This window comes from Streptomyces sp. NBC_00075 (assembly GCF_045041225.1).
Classification (GTDB): domain Bacteria; phylum Actinomycetota; class Actinomycetes; order Streptomycetales; family Streptomycetaceae; genus Streptomyces; species Streptomyces adonidis.
Genome location: NZ_CP108243.1, coordinates 149,845 through 164,849, shown reverse-complemented (window position 1 = coordinate 164,849; position 15,005 = coordinate 149,845). Strand labels below are relative to the sequence as shown.

At 70.6% G+C, this 15,005-nt stretch carries 13 protein-coding genes and 1 pseudogene; 11 read left to right on the top strand and 3 right to left on the bottom strand.

Going from position 1 to position 15,005, the window contains the following annotated elements:
- Positions 1 to 185: 185 nt before the first annotated feature.
- Positions 186 to 887 carry a cysteine hydrolase family protein gene (locus OG787_RS00730; protein WP_369033887.1) on the bottom strand — a complete coding sequence of 234 codons (702 nt, stop codon included), beginning with the start codon at positions 885 to 887 and terminating at the stop codon, positions 186 to 188.
- A complete protein-coding gene (locus OG787_RS00725; protein ID WP_405533959.1) occupies positions 884 to 2,290 on the bottom strand; it encodes a uracil-xanthine permease family protein in 1,407 nt (468 codons plus the stop codon). The genes OG787_RS00730 and OG787_RS00725 overlap by 4 nt, the downstream gene beginning before the upstream one ends.
- Before the next feature lie 230 nt (positions 2,291 to 2,520).
- On the opposite strand from OG787_RS00725, the gene OG787_RS00720 reads away from it, so the two are divergent.
- The 6 genes from OG787_RS00720 (at position 2,521) to OG787_RS00695 (ending at position 8,194) form a co-directional block, all read left to right on the top strand.
- Positions 2,521 to 3,753, top strand: a complete 1,233-nt coding sequence (locus OG787_RS00720; protein WP_405533958.1) for an FAD-dependent oxidoreductase — start codon at positions 2,521 to 2,523, stop codon at positions 3,751 to 3,753.
- A gap of 35 nt (positions 3,754 to 3,788) precedes the next feature.
- On the top strand, positions 3,789 to 4,199 hold the full coding sequence (locus tag OG787_RS00715) for a RidA family protein (protein ID WP_405533957.1): 411 nt from the start codon (positions 3,789 to 3,791) through the stop codon (positions 4,197 to 4,199).
- Complete coding sequence (locus tag OG787_RS00710; RefSeq protein WP_405533956.1) at positions 4,157 to 5,107, top strand: alpha/beta fold hydrolase; 951 nt, start codon at positions 4,157 to 4,159, stop codon at positions 5,105 to 5,107. Before OG787_RS00715 ends, OG787_RS00710 begins: the two co-directional genes overlap by 43 nt.
- A 15-nt stretch (positions 5,108 to 5,122) precedes the next feature.
- Positions 5,123 to 6,580, top strand: coding sequence for an amidohydrolase family protein (locus OG787_RS00705; protein WP_405533955.1), 1,458 nt, complete (start codon positions 5,123 to 5,125; stop codon positions 6,578 to 6,580).
- 26 nt (positions 6,581 to 6,606) lie between these two features.
- The gene (locus tag OG787_RS00700) at positions 6,607 to 7,497 is read left to right on the top strand and encodes a fumarylacetoacetate hydrolase family protein (protein ID WP_405533954.1); all 891 of its coding nucleotides are present in this window, start codon (positions 6,607 to 6,609) and stop codon (positions 7,495 to 7,497) included.
- Between the two features lie 109 nt (positions 7,498 to 7,606).
- Positions 7,607 to 8,194, top strand: coding sequence for a helix-turn-helix domain-containing protein (locus tag OG787_RS00695; RefSeq protein ID WP_369033894.1), 588 nt, complete (start codon positions 7,607 to 7,609; stop codon positions 8,192 to 8,194).
- A 149-nt stretch (positions 8,195 to 8,343) separates the two neighbouring features.
- Here OG787_RS00695 and OG787_RS00690 read toward each other — a convergent pair.
- Positions 8,344 to 8,463 (bottom strand): annotated as a pseudogene (locus OG787_RS00690) (FAD-dependent monooxygenase); the annotation flags it as partial.
- Positions 8,464 to 8,613: 150 nt separating this feature from the next.
- On the opposite strand from OG787_RS00690, the gene OG787_RS00685 reads away from it, so the two are divergent.
- The 5 genes from OG787_RS00685 to OG787_RS00665 all read left to right on the top strand — a co-directional run bounded on the left by OG787_RS00685 (position 8,614) and on the right by OG787_RS00665 (position 14,968).
- The gene (locus OG787_RS00685; RefSeq protein ID WP_369033895.1) at positions 8,614 to 9,312 is read left to right on the top strand and encodes a TetR/AcrR family transcriptional regulator; all 699 of its coding nucleotides are present in this window, start codon (positions 8,614 to 8,616) and stop codon (positions 9,310 to 9,312) included.
- Between the two features lie 56 nt (positions 9,313 to 9,368).
- Positions 9,369 to 10,892 (top strand): FAD-dependent monooxygenase, encoded by a 1,524-nt coding sequence (locus OG787_RS00680; protein ID WP_405533953.1) that lies wholly within the window; start codon positions 9,369 to 9,371, stop codon positions 10,890 to 10,892.
- A 415-nt stretch (positions 10,893 to 11,307) separates the two neighbouring features.
- On the top strand, positions 11,308 to 12,333 hold the full coding sequence (locus OG787_RS00675) for an SGNH/GDSL hydrolase family protein (RefSeq protein ID WP_369033897.1): 1,026 nt from the start codon (positions 11,308 to 11,310) through the stop codon (positions 12,331 to 12,333).
- A 237-nt stretch (positions 12,334 to 12,570) separates the two neighbouring features.
- A complete protein-coding gene (locus OG787_RS00670; protein WP_405533952.1) occupies positions 12,571 to 13,938 on the top strand; it encodes an amidohydrolase in 1,368 nt (455 codons plus the stop codon).
- Positions 13,928 to 14,968, top strand: coding sequence for a LacI family DNA-binding transcriptional regulator (locus OG787_RS00665; protein ID WP_405533951.1), 1,041 nt, complete (start codon positions 13,928 to 13,930; stop codon positions 14,966 to 14,968). The genes OG787_RS00670 and OG787_RS00665 overlap by 11 nt, the downstream gene beginning before the upstream one ends.
- The last annotated feature ends 37 nt before the right edge of the window (positions 14,969 to 15,005 follow it).

Here is a 15,005-nt window from a genome sequence, read left to right as displayed (position 1 = left end):
CTCTCAGGAGGAGTCGGCCCGGTTGCCGGTCATCGAGCGGACCAGACGCCTGAAATCCTCGATCTGGCGCGCCATGTCCGCCTGATGTTCCTCTCCGAACACGACACGCCGATAGACCATGCCGTCGCCGAGCGCCATCAGCACCTGCACCAGCGGATCGTCCGGATGCGAACCCGAGCCGGGGCCTACGGCCGGCCGCTCGCCTGTGACCAGACGTGGGCCAGGTCGGTGGAGTCCAGGACGAGGGCCATGTGCAGGGACATCATGGACAGCGCCGCGCTCTCCAGTTCGGCGTCCGTGCCACGGACCAGGTCGGCCGCGACGACGACCCGGTAGCCGAGGTTGGAGGCGTCGAAGGCGGTGTTCAGGACACAGCAGTCGGCCATCACACCGTTGAGAACGACGGTGGTGACGCCGAGCTGACGGAGCAGGAAGTCCAGGTCGGTGGGGTAGAAGGCGGACAGACGCTTCTTGCCGGAGACCACCTCGTCGGCAGGGTCGACCTCCGTGCACAGCTCGGTCCAGCGGCTGCCGGCCAGGGCGTGTTCGGCGGCGCCCGGGATGGGGCCGACGAACTGGGGGAACGTGGTGCGCCAGGCGCTGGGCGAGGTGCCGCGTACGTCGTCGACGCCGGAGGCGCGCAGCTCCGACCGTACGTGGACGACCCGGGCCCCGGCCGCGCGTGCCGTGCGGTGGAAGGCGTCGACGGCGGAGACGATCTCCCGGCCTCGCGGGGCCGGGCAGGGGCAGTCCGGGGAGGGGGAGAGGTGCCCCTCGTGCAGGTCGATGGAGACGACGGCGGTCCGGGCGGGCTCCAGGAAGCCCGCGTACGGGCCGTCCGGGAGCAGTTCCCGGCGCAGCCCGTACACGTAGTGGTGAGGCTTCACGCGGGGACCTCGGCGCCCTCGGCCGTGGCCGGTGTCGCGGGCGCGGGGGCGCCGCGCCGTTCCAGCAGGGGGCGCAGCCCGAGGTTCACGGCCACGTGCAGGACGATCAGCAGCACGATGCCGAGCATCATCGGGCTGCTCACGAAGGTCCGTGCGGCGTCCGGCAGCGGGTCGGTCAGGTCTGCGGGCAGGAACTGCGTACCGAGGGAGATGATGAAGGCCGGTGCGGTCACCGCGAGGTTGAGGTCGTCCCACTCGACGGCGGAGAGCATCTGGACACCGCTCATCGCGATGATGCCGAAGAGCACGGTGGACGCGGCCGAGAGCACCGGGCCCGGGAGTCCCGCGAGGAAGAGCGCCACACTGGGGACGAAGGCGAGGACCAGCGCGGCGGCCCCGGCGGTGGCGGTGACGTAACGGCTGCCGACGCCGGTGATCCGGACGATGCCGGCGTTCTCCGGGTACGACGTGGTGCCGATGCCGCCGAAGAGCGACCCGACCGTCGTACCGAGGAACTCGGTGAACAGGCCCCGGTTGGTGCGCTCCAGGCTCACCTTTTCGCCGCCCCAGCCGCCGATCAGCTGGTACATCCCGGAGGACTCGGCGCCCGCCTGGAGGAAGGCGAGCAGCATCAGCACGACCACGGACCACTCGACTCCGAAGCCGAACGGCAGTGCCTGCGGCGCCCCGAGCAGACGGGAGCCGTCGAACGAGGGCGACCACACGCCCGCGACCGCCGCGACCAGCGAACCGGCGGCGATGCCCCACACCACCGCGCCGCGCCGCACCAGGGTGTGCCCGCCGAGCACCAGGCAGCCCATGACGACGACAACGGTGACCACGCTGATCCAGAAGTTCGTGGAGCCGTAGCCGGGCAGTCCCTTGACGCCGAACCAGCCCGGCAGCCCGATGACCGCCAGCTGCGCACCGATGATCACGAACAGGGTGCCGAAGACGACCGGGGTCGCGGCGACCCGCGCGATGTGCCCGAACAGCCCGAACTTGCGGATCGGCACGCTGAGGGCCATGAAGATCAGGCCGGCCACGGTCATGGAGCCGAACGCCGTGCCGAGCCCGAAGGTGGCCCCCGCCGCGGTCAGCGCGGCGAAGAACGCGGCCGTGGGGCCCTGCACGATGGGCAGCCGCAGCAGACGGCTGGACTGCAGCAGGGTGATCAGGCCGGTCATCAGGAAGCAGCCCTGGACGATGTAGCTGACCTGGAGCTGGGTCAGCTTCAGGGAGCTGCCGATCAGGACCGGGAAGATCCAGATGCCCGTGAGGGCGAGCAGGTGCTGGAGGCCGAAGAGGCCGGTCCGGGCGGCCGGCAGCCGCTCGTCGAAGCCGACCTTCAGGATCGATGAGGACGGGGGAGTCGAGGGAGGGGAGGCGGGCGTCTGATCCATGGTTGCTCACTCAATCTCGATGGTGTGGCATCCGGGCTTTCAATGAAACTGAAGCTGTTGTGCTTCTGGCGTGAGGCCGTGAGATTACATTCGTGTTGAATTGGGCCCGGGATGCCGCTGGGTGTCCCGGATCACCTTGTCAACTTTTCACTGTGACTGTAATTCTTTGCAGGAGGGATGAGGTGACGATTCAAGTGTCGTTGAACCCCTCCGAGTTGAAAGGAGCAGTCATGCGGGAAGAGAAGGTGACCGTCGTCGGCGCCGGGATCGGCGGTCTCACCCTGGCGATCGCGTTGCAACGGCAGGGCGTCGACGTCGAGGTCTGCGAACAGGCCCGGGAGCTCGACGAGATCGGCGCGGGCATCGGCCTGTTCGCCAACGGCACCCGGCTGCTCGCCCGCCTGGGTCTCGGCCCCGCGCTCGACGCCCACTCCTGCGACCCGACGGAGGTGATCTTCCGCGACGGCCTCGGCGGCGCGCGGATCGCCTCCCACGTCCTCGCCGAGGGCGACTGGTACCGCACCGAGTTCGGCTCCCGCTACTCGGGGATCCACCGCAAGGACCTCCAGCGGATCCTGGTCGACGCCCTGGAGCCGGGCACGATCCGACTCGGCCGCAGGCTCACCGGTCTCACCGAGGAGCCCGGCGGCACCGCGGCGATGCACTGGGCCGACGACACCGTGAGCCGCTCGGACGTGATCGTCGCCGCGGACGGCATCCGCTCACTGGTACGGCCCTGGGTCACCGGCACCGACGCCGTCCGCTACTCCGGCACCAGCGGCTTCCGCGGCGTCGTGCGGGTCGCCGACCTGCCGTCCCTGCCGGACCCGCGCGCCATTCAGTACTGGGTCGGCGACGGCGCCCACCTGCTGCACTTCCCCATCGGTCCCGACTACGAGTACGTCACCTTCCTGGCCGTGGTGGAGAGCCCGAAGCAGTGGCCCGACCCGGAGCGCTGGCGCCTGCCGTGCACCACCGAGGACGCGCTCGCCCCCTTCCGGGGCTGGCACCCGGCCGTCACCGAGATGATCGGCGCCCTCCCGCACACCGAACGCTGGGGCCTGTTCGGCCTCGGCCCCCTGCCCACCTGGAGCCGGGCCAACGTCGTCCTGCTCGGCGACTCCGCGCACGGCATGCTCCCGCACCACGGCCAGGGCGCCAACCAGTCCGTCGAGGACGCCTTCGCCCTGGCCGAGATACTCACCGCCGAGGACGGCACCCCGCCCGCCGCCCGTCTGGAGCGCTACTGGCGGCTGCGCATGCCGCGCGCCCAGCGCGTCCAGAAGGTCTCCTGGGTCACCAACCGGTGGCTGCACATCCCCGACGGCCCCGAAGTCCCCGAGCGCGACGCCCTGTTCCGCGCCGTGGGCACGAACCTGCCCTGGGTCCACGAGTACGACGCCCAGAGCGCCGCGGCCGGCGAGGACCGGACCACGGCGCCGGCCCCCGCGACGACCCACTGACACCGACGCGTCGGACGACGAAGGGAATCACCGCCATGACCGTCACCCATCACCCCCGCGTGCCCGGACTCGCCTCCTTCGGCGACTACTCACCACTCGCCGAGGCAGGTGAACTCGTCGTAGTGGCTGGACAGTTCGGCACCGACGGGGCCGGCGCACTGCCCGCCGACGGCGACCCAGCCGAGCAGGTGCGCGGGGCCTTCGCCAACGTGGGACGCGCGCTCGCGCACGCCGGTCTCGGTTTCGCCGACGTCCTCAGGTTCACGACCTTCCTGGTCGGCCGGGAGACCGTCCCCGTCTTCATGGAGACCCGCAAGGAGGTCTTTGCGGAGATCTACCCCGACGGCGTCTACCCGCCCAACACGCTGCTCCTGGTCGCCGGACTCGTCGAGGAACGGTTCGTGTGCGAGATCGAGGCCGTCGCGTACCGGGGCGGCAGGCGGTGAGCGGGCGGGACGCGCTCGCGCCGGACGCCTCCAGGACGTCGTACCCCTTCCACCACGGCCGCGAGCACACCATCTCGTACCCGGTCGGCGCCCTCGGGATCCGTACCAGGGTCGTGGAGGCCGGCGCCGGGGACCGGGTCCTGGTGTGTCTGCACGGGGCCGGGTCGCGGGCCGACCGGTTCGGGCCGGTGATGCCCGCACTGGCCGCGGCGGGCTGGCACGTGTACGCGATCGACTTCCCCGGCCACGGCTTCGCCGACAAGGGGCCCGACCTCGACTATCGGCCGCGCGCGCTCGGCGACTTCGTCGCGGCAGTGCTGGACGCCCTGGGGCTCTCGGGTGTGACCGTCGCTGGTACGTCCCTGGGCGGGCACGTCGGCGCCCGGATCACCTGCGACCGGCCCGACCTCGTCGCTGCCCTCGTCCTGATCGGCACCACCGGGATCTCAGAGCTTCCGCAGGAGAACCAGGTCGCACCCGAAGTGGTCTCGGACGGCTCACCGGACGCCGTACGCCGCAAGTTCACTTTTCTCGTCTCCGACCCGGACCTGGTCACCGACGCCTGGGTGCGCGAGGAGTCGATGATCAACTCCTCGCCCGGAGCCCGAGAGGGACTGCACCGAGTCGCCCTCGCCCTCAACTCCGAGGCCAACACCGACCGGCAACACGTACGGCTGCGCGAGGAGCGCCCCGGCCTGCCCGTTCTCCTCGTCTGGGGCGCCGACGACCGCTGGACTCCGCTCACCATGGGCGAGGCCGCGCACCGTGAGCTGCCCGCCGCGACCCTCGCGGTCATGCCCGGCTGTGGGCACGCCCCCTACTTCGAGGACCCCGACAGCTTCGTGGCGATCCTCTCCGACTTCTTCGGCGTCTCCCGATCCGGTGTTTCGCAATCCGACAGCTCCTGAAGGGCGGACCCCGACATGACCGACTCCTGGCTGCTGCTCACCGGCGGCAGGGTGATCGACGGCCTCGGCAACCCGCCCGTCGACGACTGCGCCGTCCTCGTCCGGGGCGACCGCATCCACGCGATCGGCCCTGCCGCGCGCGCCGACGCCGTCCCCCGGGGCGAACCCCTCCTCACCCTCGACGTCACCGGCCGTACGGTGATGCCCGGACTGATCGACGTGCACTGCCACATGACGTACGGCGAGTCCCGCACCGAGGAGGAGATCGACCTCTACACCAGCCCCGAACGCCGCACCCTGCTCGCCGCGCACAACGCGACCAAGGTGCTGCGGGCCGGCGTCACGAGCATCTCGCAGCCCGGCGGCAGCTACTTCATCGGCGTCGGCATCCGGGACGGCATCCGCGACGGACTGGTGCACGGACCCCGGATGACCACCGCGGGCCGCTACCTCACCACCAGCAACGGCCTCACCGACTGGTACCCCGACTCCGTGGGCGTACCGGCGGGGAACATCGGCACCCTCACCAACACCGTCGACCAGATGCGCGAGGAGATCCGCCACCAGGTCAAGAACGGCGTCGACCTCATCAAGTGCGCGGACAGCCCGTACGGCGAGTACCAGGCGTTCACCGACGACGAGATGAAGGCGATCGCCGACCTCACCCACCAACTCCGCAAGAAGGTCACCATCCACGCGCGCGGCGCCGCCGAGGTACGGGCCGCGGCGCGGGCCGGGTTCGACTGGATCATGCACGGCAACGTCCTCGACGACGCCGCCATCGAGGCCCTCGCCGAGACCGGCACCCCGCTCGTCCCCACCCTCCTGCTGCTCGCCAACATGGCCGACTACCGGCGTGAGGCCGAGGTCCCCGCCCATCAGGCCGACGCCGTCAAGCGGATGCTCGACAAGACGGCCGACTCCCTCCACCGGGCCCGCGAGGCCGGCGTACGGTTCGCGGTCGGCACCGACTCCGGGTTCGCCGTCACCGCGTACGGCGAATGGCACGCCCGTGAACTCCAGCTGCTGAAGGACTATGCGGGACTGACCTCCCTGGAGGCCATCCAGGCCGGCACCAGCGGCTGCGCCGGGATGATGAACCTGGAAGGGCAGGTCGGAGCCGTCGCGGAGGGCATGCTCGCGGACCTGATCGTGGCCGACGGCGACCCGAGCCGCGATCTCGGCGTCCTCGTCGACCCGGCGAGGATCTTGCACGTCATCCTCGGCGGCGTCGTCCAGGAGTTCGACGAGGACCTGCGCAGCCAGATCTACCAGCACGACCGCCAGCCCCACGAGTACTCGTACAAGCGGCTCACCTACGAGATGGTCGTCGGCGACGGCACCCCCGCCCCGGCGACCGATGTGCCGTGGGAGGCCGAGCAGCGGGCGGACCTCGTCACGGACGCCCGGCGCATCGAGAAAGCCTCGCGGCGCGCCGCGCGGGAGGCCTACACCGACGAGTTCGCTGACTGACAGCCCGGATGATTGGTTCAACCCCTATGAAATTCGTGACCTACAGCACCGGCCAGGAAACCGACGTCCCGCGCCTGGGTCTCGCCGACCCCGCCGAGGGCCTCGTCCGCGACCTCGGCGACCTCGCCCCCGGCGGGCTGCCCGAACTGATCGCCCGCTGGTCCCAGTTGGGCCCGGCTTTGCGCGAAGACCCGTTCGGCTCCGGCCCGTTGCACGCCCTGGAATCGCTCACGCTCCACGCCCCGATCCCACGCCCGGTCCGCAACATCTTCTGCGTCGGCAAGAACTACCGCGAGCACGCCGCCGAGTTCGGCCGCAGCGGTTACGACACCCCGTCCCGCTCGGAGGCGGTCCCGGACCGCCCGATCCTCTTCTCCAAGGCCACCACGGCGGTCACCGGCCCGTACGACCCGATCTACGCACACAGCGCCCTCACCTCCGAGGTCGACTACGAGGGCGAACTCGGCGTCGTCATCGGCCGCGGCGGACGCGGCATCACCCGCGAGTCCGCGTACGACCACGTCTGGGGTTACGTCGTCGTCAACGACGTCACGGCCCGAGACCTCCAGCGCGACCACAAGCAGTGGCTGCTCGGCAAGTCCCTCGACACCCACTGCCCGATGGGCCCGTACGCCGTCACCTCCGACGAGATCGCCGACGTCACCGCGCTGGAGATCGAGACCCGCGTCAACGGCGAACTCCGCCAGCACGCCAGGGTCGCGGACCTGATCTTCGACATTCCGGAGCTGATCGCCACCCTGTCCGCCGGCATCACGCTCCTGCCCGGTGACATCATCGCCACCGGCACCCCCGTGGGCGTCGGCATCGGCTTCGACCCGCCCCGCTTCCTGCGGCCCGGTGACGTGGTCGAGGTGTCGATCACCGGGCTGGGAGCGCAGCGCAACGTCGTCCGCTGACCGTGAGGGGGACAATCCCGAGGCAGGTAAACTTTCGACCGTATTGAATTCGGCGGACGCCCGGGGCCTCCTACGGACGACGGTGGCGGTGACGGTGGGAAAAGGTGCGATGACGGGGCTCAACGGCGCGCAGGGGACCGAGGCCGAACAGACCATGCGGCGGCTGGGAGCCGAGATCCGTCGCATCCGGCGTTCCCGCGGGCTCACCCTCCAGGAGATCGCCGAGCGGACCGGGCTGTCCGTGTCGATGCTCAGCATGCTGGAGCGCGGCGTCGCGGGCGGATCGGTGGGCACCCTCGTGGCCGTGTCCGCGGCCCTGGACATCCAGATCGCCCAGCTGTTCCAGGGCCTGCCCGAGGACTCCTCACCCGTCCGCCGCCGGGGCGATCAGCCCCAGATCGAGCCGACCCCCGGGGTGCTGCGCCGGACCGTCCACCACGACCCGGCCAAGGGCCTGGAAATGGTCGCCCTCGCCCTCGCCCCCGGCACCGACACCGGCCCGGACCGCATCCACCACGACGGACCCGAGTACCTCCTGGTGACCGCGGGCCGGCTGACCGTCGACTGTGCCGACACCCGGCACGTGCTGGAGACCGGCGACGGCATGCGGGTCGACCCGGGCGTACTGCACCGCTTCGGCAACGACACGACAGAGCCGGCCGAGGTGATCCTCGTACCGCTGACCGGCACGGGCTGACCCGGTTCGCGCCATCACCGCCGGCGGCGCCCGCTCGTGGTGGCACCGCGCTCCAGGGTGAAGCCATACCGGCGCCGAGCAGCGCGAACGACCATTGAGCAAGTTGACGCCGCAGTGCCGGCCTCAGGCACTTCCTGTAACAGCGGGAGCAATATCCCGTCCTGTGCCCGTGCCTTCGGCGGTTCTTCCGCCTCGTAGACCTCTGCCGGTATGCCGTGGATGTGCAGGGCGCGGGCCGGTGTGAGTCCGTCGAGCCCGGCTCCGATGATCGTGACGGGGGTGCGTGACGCCTCTTTCCTCTTGCGGCCGGAGTCGGCCGGCCAACACGTTGGTGCGCTGTTCCAAGGTGAGGGCCGTGCGCCATGCTTGGAACGTCGTACCAATTTGGATCGTTGCACCAAATGTGGCAGCATCGAGGCATGACGACGCGAGCACGCCGACCACAGCGGCGCAACCAGGTGCTCTCCCGGGAGCAGATCGTCGACACTGCGGTCGAGATGCTCGATGCGGGCGGCGAGAGCGCGCTGACCATCCGGGCGCTGACCGAACGGCTGTCCACCGGTTCCGGGGCGATCTATTACCACGTGGGCACCCGTGACGAGTTGCTCGACACGGCGACGGAGACCGTGATCGGTGCGGCGCTGGCCATCCGGCCGGCCGGGACCGCGGCCACGCCCGGGGACGAGATCCGTGTCGTCGCGCTGGCCCTGTTCGATGCGATCGCCGCACATCAGTGGCTCGCCACGCGGCTGACCCTCCAGATCATCCGGAATCCGGTCGGCCCGGTGACGGTGGGGATCTTCGAGCGGATCGGCGGGCAGGTGGGTGCCCTGGGCGTGCCGCGAGCCTCCTGGTTCGACGCGGCCTCGACGCTCGTGCACTACATCCTCGGAGCCGTCAGCCAAAACGCCCGCATCGAGGGGGACACCTCAGGGATCGACCCCACCGGGGACCGCGACGAGTTCTTCGACGCGGCGTCGACGGCATGGCAGGAACTCGACCCGGAGGCATACCCGTTCATGCACGCCATCGTCGGCCAGATGAGAGAGCACGACGACCGCGAGCAGTTCCTCACCGGCATCGCCGTCATCCTCGACGGCCTCACCCGTCTGTGCTGACCCGGCCGGTCTGGCTGGGTGACCCCATCGTTCGTTTCTCGAAAAGGACATCTCTCATGCATGACGTCGTGATCGCGGGCGGCGGCCCGGTCGGTCTGTTCCTGGCCGGCGAGTTGGCCCTGTCCGGCTCCTCGGTTCTGGTACTTGAGCGGGACCCGGAACTCACCTCGCCCCTGAAAGCGTTACCGCTCGGGCTGCGGGGCCTGAACGCCGCATCGGCCGAGACGTTCTACCGCCGCGGCCTCCTGGAAGCGATGGCGCAGGCTTCGGGAGTCGACCCGGCGAAGGTGGGCGCGGATCCGGAAGCGGTCGAGGCGCCCGACCCTCGTGAGCTGAGCCATTTCGCGGGCATGACGCTCGACGCGGCCGACATCGACACAGCCACCCTCCCGTCCCGGCTGCCCAGCCCGGCGATGGAGGGGTTCATGACGAGCCTGGAAGCGATCGGAGCGGTGCTGTCCGAGCGGGCCACCGCGCTCGGAGCCGAGATCATCAGGGATGCTCCCGTCACGGCCGTGGCGCAGGACCCCGAATCCGTCCTCGTCACGGCAGGCGGCCAGGAGTACCAGGGGCGCTGGCTGGTGGGCTGCGACGGCGGGCGCAGCGCCGTACGTCAGCTCGCCGGCATCGAATTCGTGGGCACCGAGCCGCTGTTCACCGGCTACGTCGCCAAGGTCGCCTTCGCCGACCCCGAGCAGCTGCCGCTCGGGTTCAACCTGACGCCGAACGGCATGTATCTGCGTACGCCCCTCGAAGGGCACCTGGGCATGATGGACTTCGACGGCGGCACCTTCGACCGCTCCCGGCCGCTGACCCGTGAACACCTCCAGACGGTCCTGCGCCGCGTCAGCGGCACCGACGTGACGCTGAGCGAGGTCCATCTCGCCTCCAGCTTCACCGACCGCGCGATGCAGACGACGACGTATCGCGCGGGCCGGGTGCTGCTGGCCGGCGACGCGGCACACATCCACTCGCCCCTGGGCGGCCAGGGCCTCAACCTCGGCATCGGCGACGCCGTCAACCTCGGCTGGAAGCTCGCCGCCACCGTGCGCGGCACCGCTCCCGAGGGCCTGCTCGACACCTACACCACCGAGCGGCACCCCGTCGGCGCCGCCGTCCTCGACTGGTCCCGCGCCCAGGTTGCGACCATGAAACCGGGCCCCAACGCCCCCGCGCTGCGTCGACTCGTCCACGATCTGATGAGCACCACCGACGGAACGACCCACGTGTACCGAAAGACGTCGGGGCTGTTCAACCGCTACGACCTGGGCAGTGAACAGCCCCTCACCGGCCGCACCGCCCCGGACTTCCGCTTCGAGAACGGCACTCGCCTCGGCGAACTCCTGCGCCAGGGGCAGGGAGTCGTGCTCGACTTCAGCACCGACCGTGCGCTACAGGTCGCGGCGAAGGGGTGGGAAGGCCGGATCCACTACGCGGCCGGCCCGGCACGCAACAACCTCGGGCTGAATGCCGCGCTGATTCGGCCCGACGGCGTCGTGGCCTGGGCTAGCGAGCCCGCCCCCGATCGCGACGCGTTCGAGCAGGCGGCTGCCCAGTGGTTCGGCGCGCCGCAGAGCTAGAACGAACGGCGGTTCCCCGGCCCCGTTCCGGACACGGCGCCGTTCACCCGCTGCGGATCGACCTGCCCTGCGCCGGAGCATCGGTCCGGAAGCGCAAGACCGCGAACGAGGCCCAGGCCCCTTCACCGCATCAGGCAAGACCGCCTGACATCGAACTCGTCGAGCACCGACGCCCTCAAGCACCGCCGTCATACCCGAATTACCCGACAGCCGAAGGGCAACGACCATGAACAGCGCCGGCAACACCCCCTCCAGCTGCGAAGGTTCGGCCCCGCACACAGTCGCATGGGTTCGCACATGGGGCGCCTCCCCGCAGGCGCCGGACAACTCCGTCAGCTGCCTCGAGCCCTTCGAGAACGCGACGCTGCGGCAAATCGTCCGCATCACAGGCGGCGGACACCGCATCCGGATACGTGTGAGCAACGAGTACGGAACCGCACCGCTGACCATCGGCGCCGCCCGTGTCGCCATCACGGACACCGACGACGGAGTCCAGCACGGAAGCGATCACGCGGTGACCTTCAGCGGCCGGTCAACCGCCACCGTGCCGGCGGGCGCGCCGATCCTCAGTGACCCCATCGATCTGCGGACCGCCGCGCTGTCTCGGCTGACCATCAGCCTTTACCTGCCCGGCCGAGTCGACACCGCGACCTGCCACGGGACCTTCCACACGCTCGGCTGGCTCATACCCGGCGACGCGAGTGCCCTCATGTCGCTGCCCGCGGACGCCGTCCCCTTGCCGGCACAAGCCCTGTTCACGGCCGTGGAAGTGCAGGCTGAGACGCCGACCGAGGCCATCGCCGTCATCGGCGACTCCCGCGTCGATGGAGTGGGATCCACCCCCGGCACTGACCGGCGCTGGACGGACAGGCTCGCCGAACGTCTGGCAGCCCGCGGCGGACAGACACGCTGTGTGGTCAGCCAGGGCATCAGCGGCAACCGCATACTCAACGACGGCATCGGCACCGCCGCCCTCGCCCGCTTCGATCGCGACATCCTCGCCACGCCCGGCCTCGGCCATGTGGTGATCGCCGTGGGCAACGACCTCATCTTCTCCTTCGCCCCACGCACCGAGGAGACCGCCGGCTTCCTCTCGATGTTCCCCGGCTCACCCGTCGACGTCGACGACGTCATCGCAGCCCACCTCCAGCTGGCGGCCCGAGCCCGCGCCCACGGCGTGAAGGTCCATGCCGCGACCATCGCTCCCTACGGCGGCTCGGAAATGTACACAGCCCAGGGTGACAAGGCGCGCGAACAGGTCAACGCATGGATCCGCACGAGCGGCGCCTTCGACGGCGTACTCGACTTCGACGCCGTCTGGCGCGACCCCGCCGATCCCAGCCGCATCCGCAGCGACCTGCACATGGGAGACAACCTCCACGGCAGCGACGCGGGCTATGCCGCCCTCGCGGAGTCCGTCGACCTCTCCCTCTTCGACTGATCACCGACCGAGGCGGCTTCTGAGCGACGCCGTGGCAGAAGGAGCGTCCCCCACGCGTGAAAGGGACCGTGCGGACCGCTCGTCGGAGGACTCCTGAGACCCCCGGCGCGAAGCCGAACGCCGGCAAGCCGCCGAACGCCTCGCTGCGGCGGTGCACCCCCGACCGGGATCCGCACCGTCCCTCCCGGTGAAAACTCATGGTTGTGCAAAACGTTTTGGATATCTAGCTTGTGCGCCATGAGCGACAGAACGCCTCCGCCGACCGGCCGCCTCCTGGTGAGCGGCTGCGATGTGCTGCGGGTCCCGACGCAGGGCGAGTGCGAGATCCTGCGGGCGCAGGACATCGTGGTGGCGGACGGCGTCATCGAGGACGTACGACCGACCGGGGGCCCCTTCGGTCCGGGCCCCGCGGCCGACGTGATCGACGGCCGCGGACTGCTGGCCGTACCCGGCCTGATCAACGCGCACACGCACAGCCCCATGACCCTGATGCGCGGCGCGGCCGAGGACGTGACGGTCGAGGGCTGGTTCAACGACCGCGTCTGGCCGATGGAGTCCAACCTCACCCCCGACGACGTACGGATCGGCGCCAGGCTGGCCTGCGCCGAGATGATCCGCTCCGGCGTCACCACCTTCGCCGACCACTATTTCTTCCCCGAGCAGATCGCCGAGGCGGTCACCGAGACCGGTCTGCGGGCCGATATCGCGCCCACCTACTTCAGCAGCGGCGGCGCCAAAGCCCTGGAGGCCACCGTCGGGTTCGCCGAGGCCTGGCACGGCAGGGCCGACGGCCGGGTGACCGTCTCGCTCGGGCCACATGCCCCGTACACGGTCGACGACGGCGACCTGCGGACCCTCGCCGGGCACGCCCGGCGGCTCGGCCTGCGGGTGCACATCCACGCCGCCGAGCACCTGGAGCAGACGCGGTCCAGCCTGGAGCGGCGTGGCATCACCCCGATCCGGGTGCTGCACGAGACCGGGGTACTGGACGCCGGGGCACTGATCGCGCACGGCTGCGGGATCGTCGAGCAGGACCTGCCCCTGCTGGCCGAGTACGCCGGCACGACCGCCGTCGCCTGCTGCCCCAAGGTGTATCTCAAGCACGCGCTGACCCCGCTCACCCCGGTCCGCGATCTGCTCGGCGCCGGAGTCGCGGTCGCGGTCGGCACGGACGGCGCCGCCGGCCACAACACGCTGGACGTGTGGGAGGCGCTGAGGCTGCTGGCCCTCACCCAGAAGCAGGCCGTGCGGGACGCCACCTGGATGACCGTCTCCGACACCCTGCGCCTGGCCATGCGCGGCGGGGCCCGGGCCCTCGGCCTCCAGAAGGAGATCGGGGCGCTGGAGCCGGGCATGCGCGCCGACCTCGTCCTGACCGACCTGTCGGGGCTGCACTGCCGCCCGCTGCACGATCCGCGCGCCGCACTGGTCTACAGCGCCCGCGCCAGTGACGTACGCACGGTCGTCGTGGACGGCCGGGTCCTGATGCGCGACGGCCGACTGCTCACCGTGGACGTGCCGGAGCTGCTGACCGAGGCCGACGCACGGGTGGCCCGGATCCTCGACACCTCCCACGGCAGGGCGGTGCAGCACTATGACCCCTGAGCCGTACGCGCGGGCGGCGGTCCGGCGCCCCGCGTCCATCAAGGACGTGGCCGCGGCGGCCGGCGTGAGCGCCACCACCGTCTCCCACGTCCTCAGCGGCAACCGGCCGGTCAACGAGCACACCGCCGCCCGCGTCCGAAGTGTCGTCAACCGGCTCGGCTACGTCCCGGCGTCGCTGGCCCGCAGCCTCCAGGCCGGTTCCACCTCGGTGATCGGCCTGCTGATCCCGGACATCAGCAACACCTTCTTCGCCGAACTCGCCAAGGGCGCCGAGGACGCCGCCCACGACCTCGGCTACGGCCTGATCCTGTGCAACACCGAGTTCGACGCCGACCGCGAGGACCGCTACCTCGGCATGATCCGCAGCCGGTTCATCGACGGCATGGTGTACGCCTCGGGATCCCCGCCGTCCCGGCGGCGACTGGAGGCACTGATGGGCAAGTTCCCCATCGCGCTCGCCGACGAGGAGGTCGAGGGCCTCGAAGGCGCCCTCATCGCCACCGCCGACCACGAGGCGGGCGGCCGGCTGGTCGGCGAGCACCTCCGGGCGCTCGGCCACCGCCGGGCCCTCATGCTGACCGGGCCGCGTGCCCTGAAGAGCAGCAACGCGCGGGCGAACGGATTCGTACGTGCCTTCCGGGGCGAGGTCGTCGAACGCGTCGGCGACTTCAAGGAGACCTCCGGATACGGCCTCGTCGCCGAACTCCTCCAGGAGGACGGCCTCCCCGACGACTGCACGGCCGTCTTCGCGGCCAACGACCTCATGGCGTTCGGCGCCCTCACCGCCCTCCGCGAGGCGGGACTGTCGGTGCCGGACGACGTCTCGGTGGTCGGTTTCGACGACATCCGGGCCGCCACGCTGGCGCATCCACCCCTGACCACCGTCCACCAGCCCGCCTACGACGTGGGCCGCACCGCCACCGCGCAACTCCTCCAGTACGTCACCCGGGGCGAGGTCCCGCCCGCCTCCCGGCACACCCTTCCCGTCGAACTCAAGGTCCGCGGCAGCACGGCACCCGCCACCCGCTGACCCTCACCTGACCCAACTTCCTACGCGCCGCACGGAG

Coding starts and splice junctions, on each gene's coding strand:
- OG787_RS00725 (WP_405533959.1), bottom strand. CDS start 2,290: ATGGATCAGACGCCCGCCTCCCCTCCCTCGACTCCCCCGTCCTCATCG.
- OG787_RS00720 (WP_405533958.1), top strand. CDS start 2,521: ATGCGGGAAGAGAAGGTGACCGTCGTCGGCGCCGGGATCGGCGGTCTC.
- OG787_RS00715 (WP_405533957.1), top strand. CDS start 3,789: ATGACCGTCACCCATCACCCCCGCGTGCCCGGACTCGCCTCCTTCGGC.
- OG787_RS00705 (WP_405533955.1), top strand. CDS start 5,123: ATGACCGACTCCTGGCTGCTGCTCACCGGCGGCAGGGTGATCGACGGC.
- OG787_RS00700 (WP_405533954.1), top strand. CDS start 6,607: ATGAAATTCGTGACCTACAGCACCGGCCAGGAAACCGACGTCCCGCGC.
- OG787_RS00695 (WP_369033894.1), top strand. CDS start 7,607: ATGACGGGGCTCAACGGCGCGCAGGGGACCGAGGCCGAACAGACCATG.
- OG787_RS00685 (WP_369033895.1), top strand. CDS start 8,614: ATGACGACGCGAGCACGCCGACCACAGCGGCGCAACCAGGTGCTCTCC.
- OG787_RS00680 (WP_405533953.1), top strand. CDS start 9,369: ATGCATGACGTCGTGATCGCGGGCGGCGGCCCGGTCGGTCTGTTCCTG.
- OG787_RS00670 (WP_405533952.1), top strand. CDS start 12,571: ATGAGCGACAGAACGCCTCCGCCGACCGGCCGCCTCCTGGTGAGCGGC.
- OG787_RS00665 (WP_405533951.1), top strand. CDS start 13,928: ATGACCCCTGAGCCGTACGCGCGGGCGGCGGTCCGGCGCCCCGCGTCC.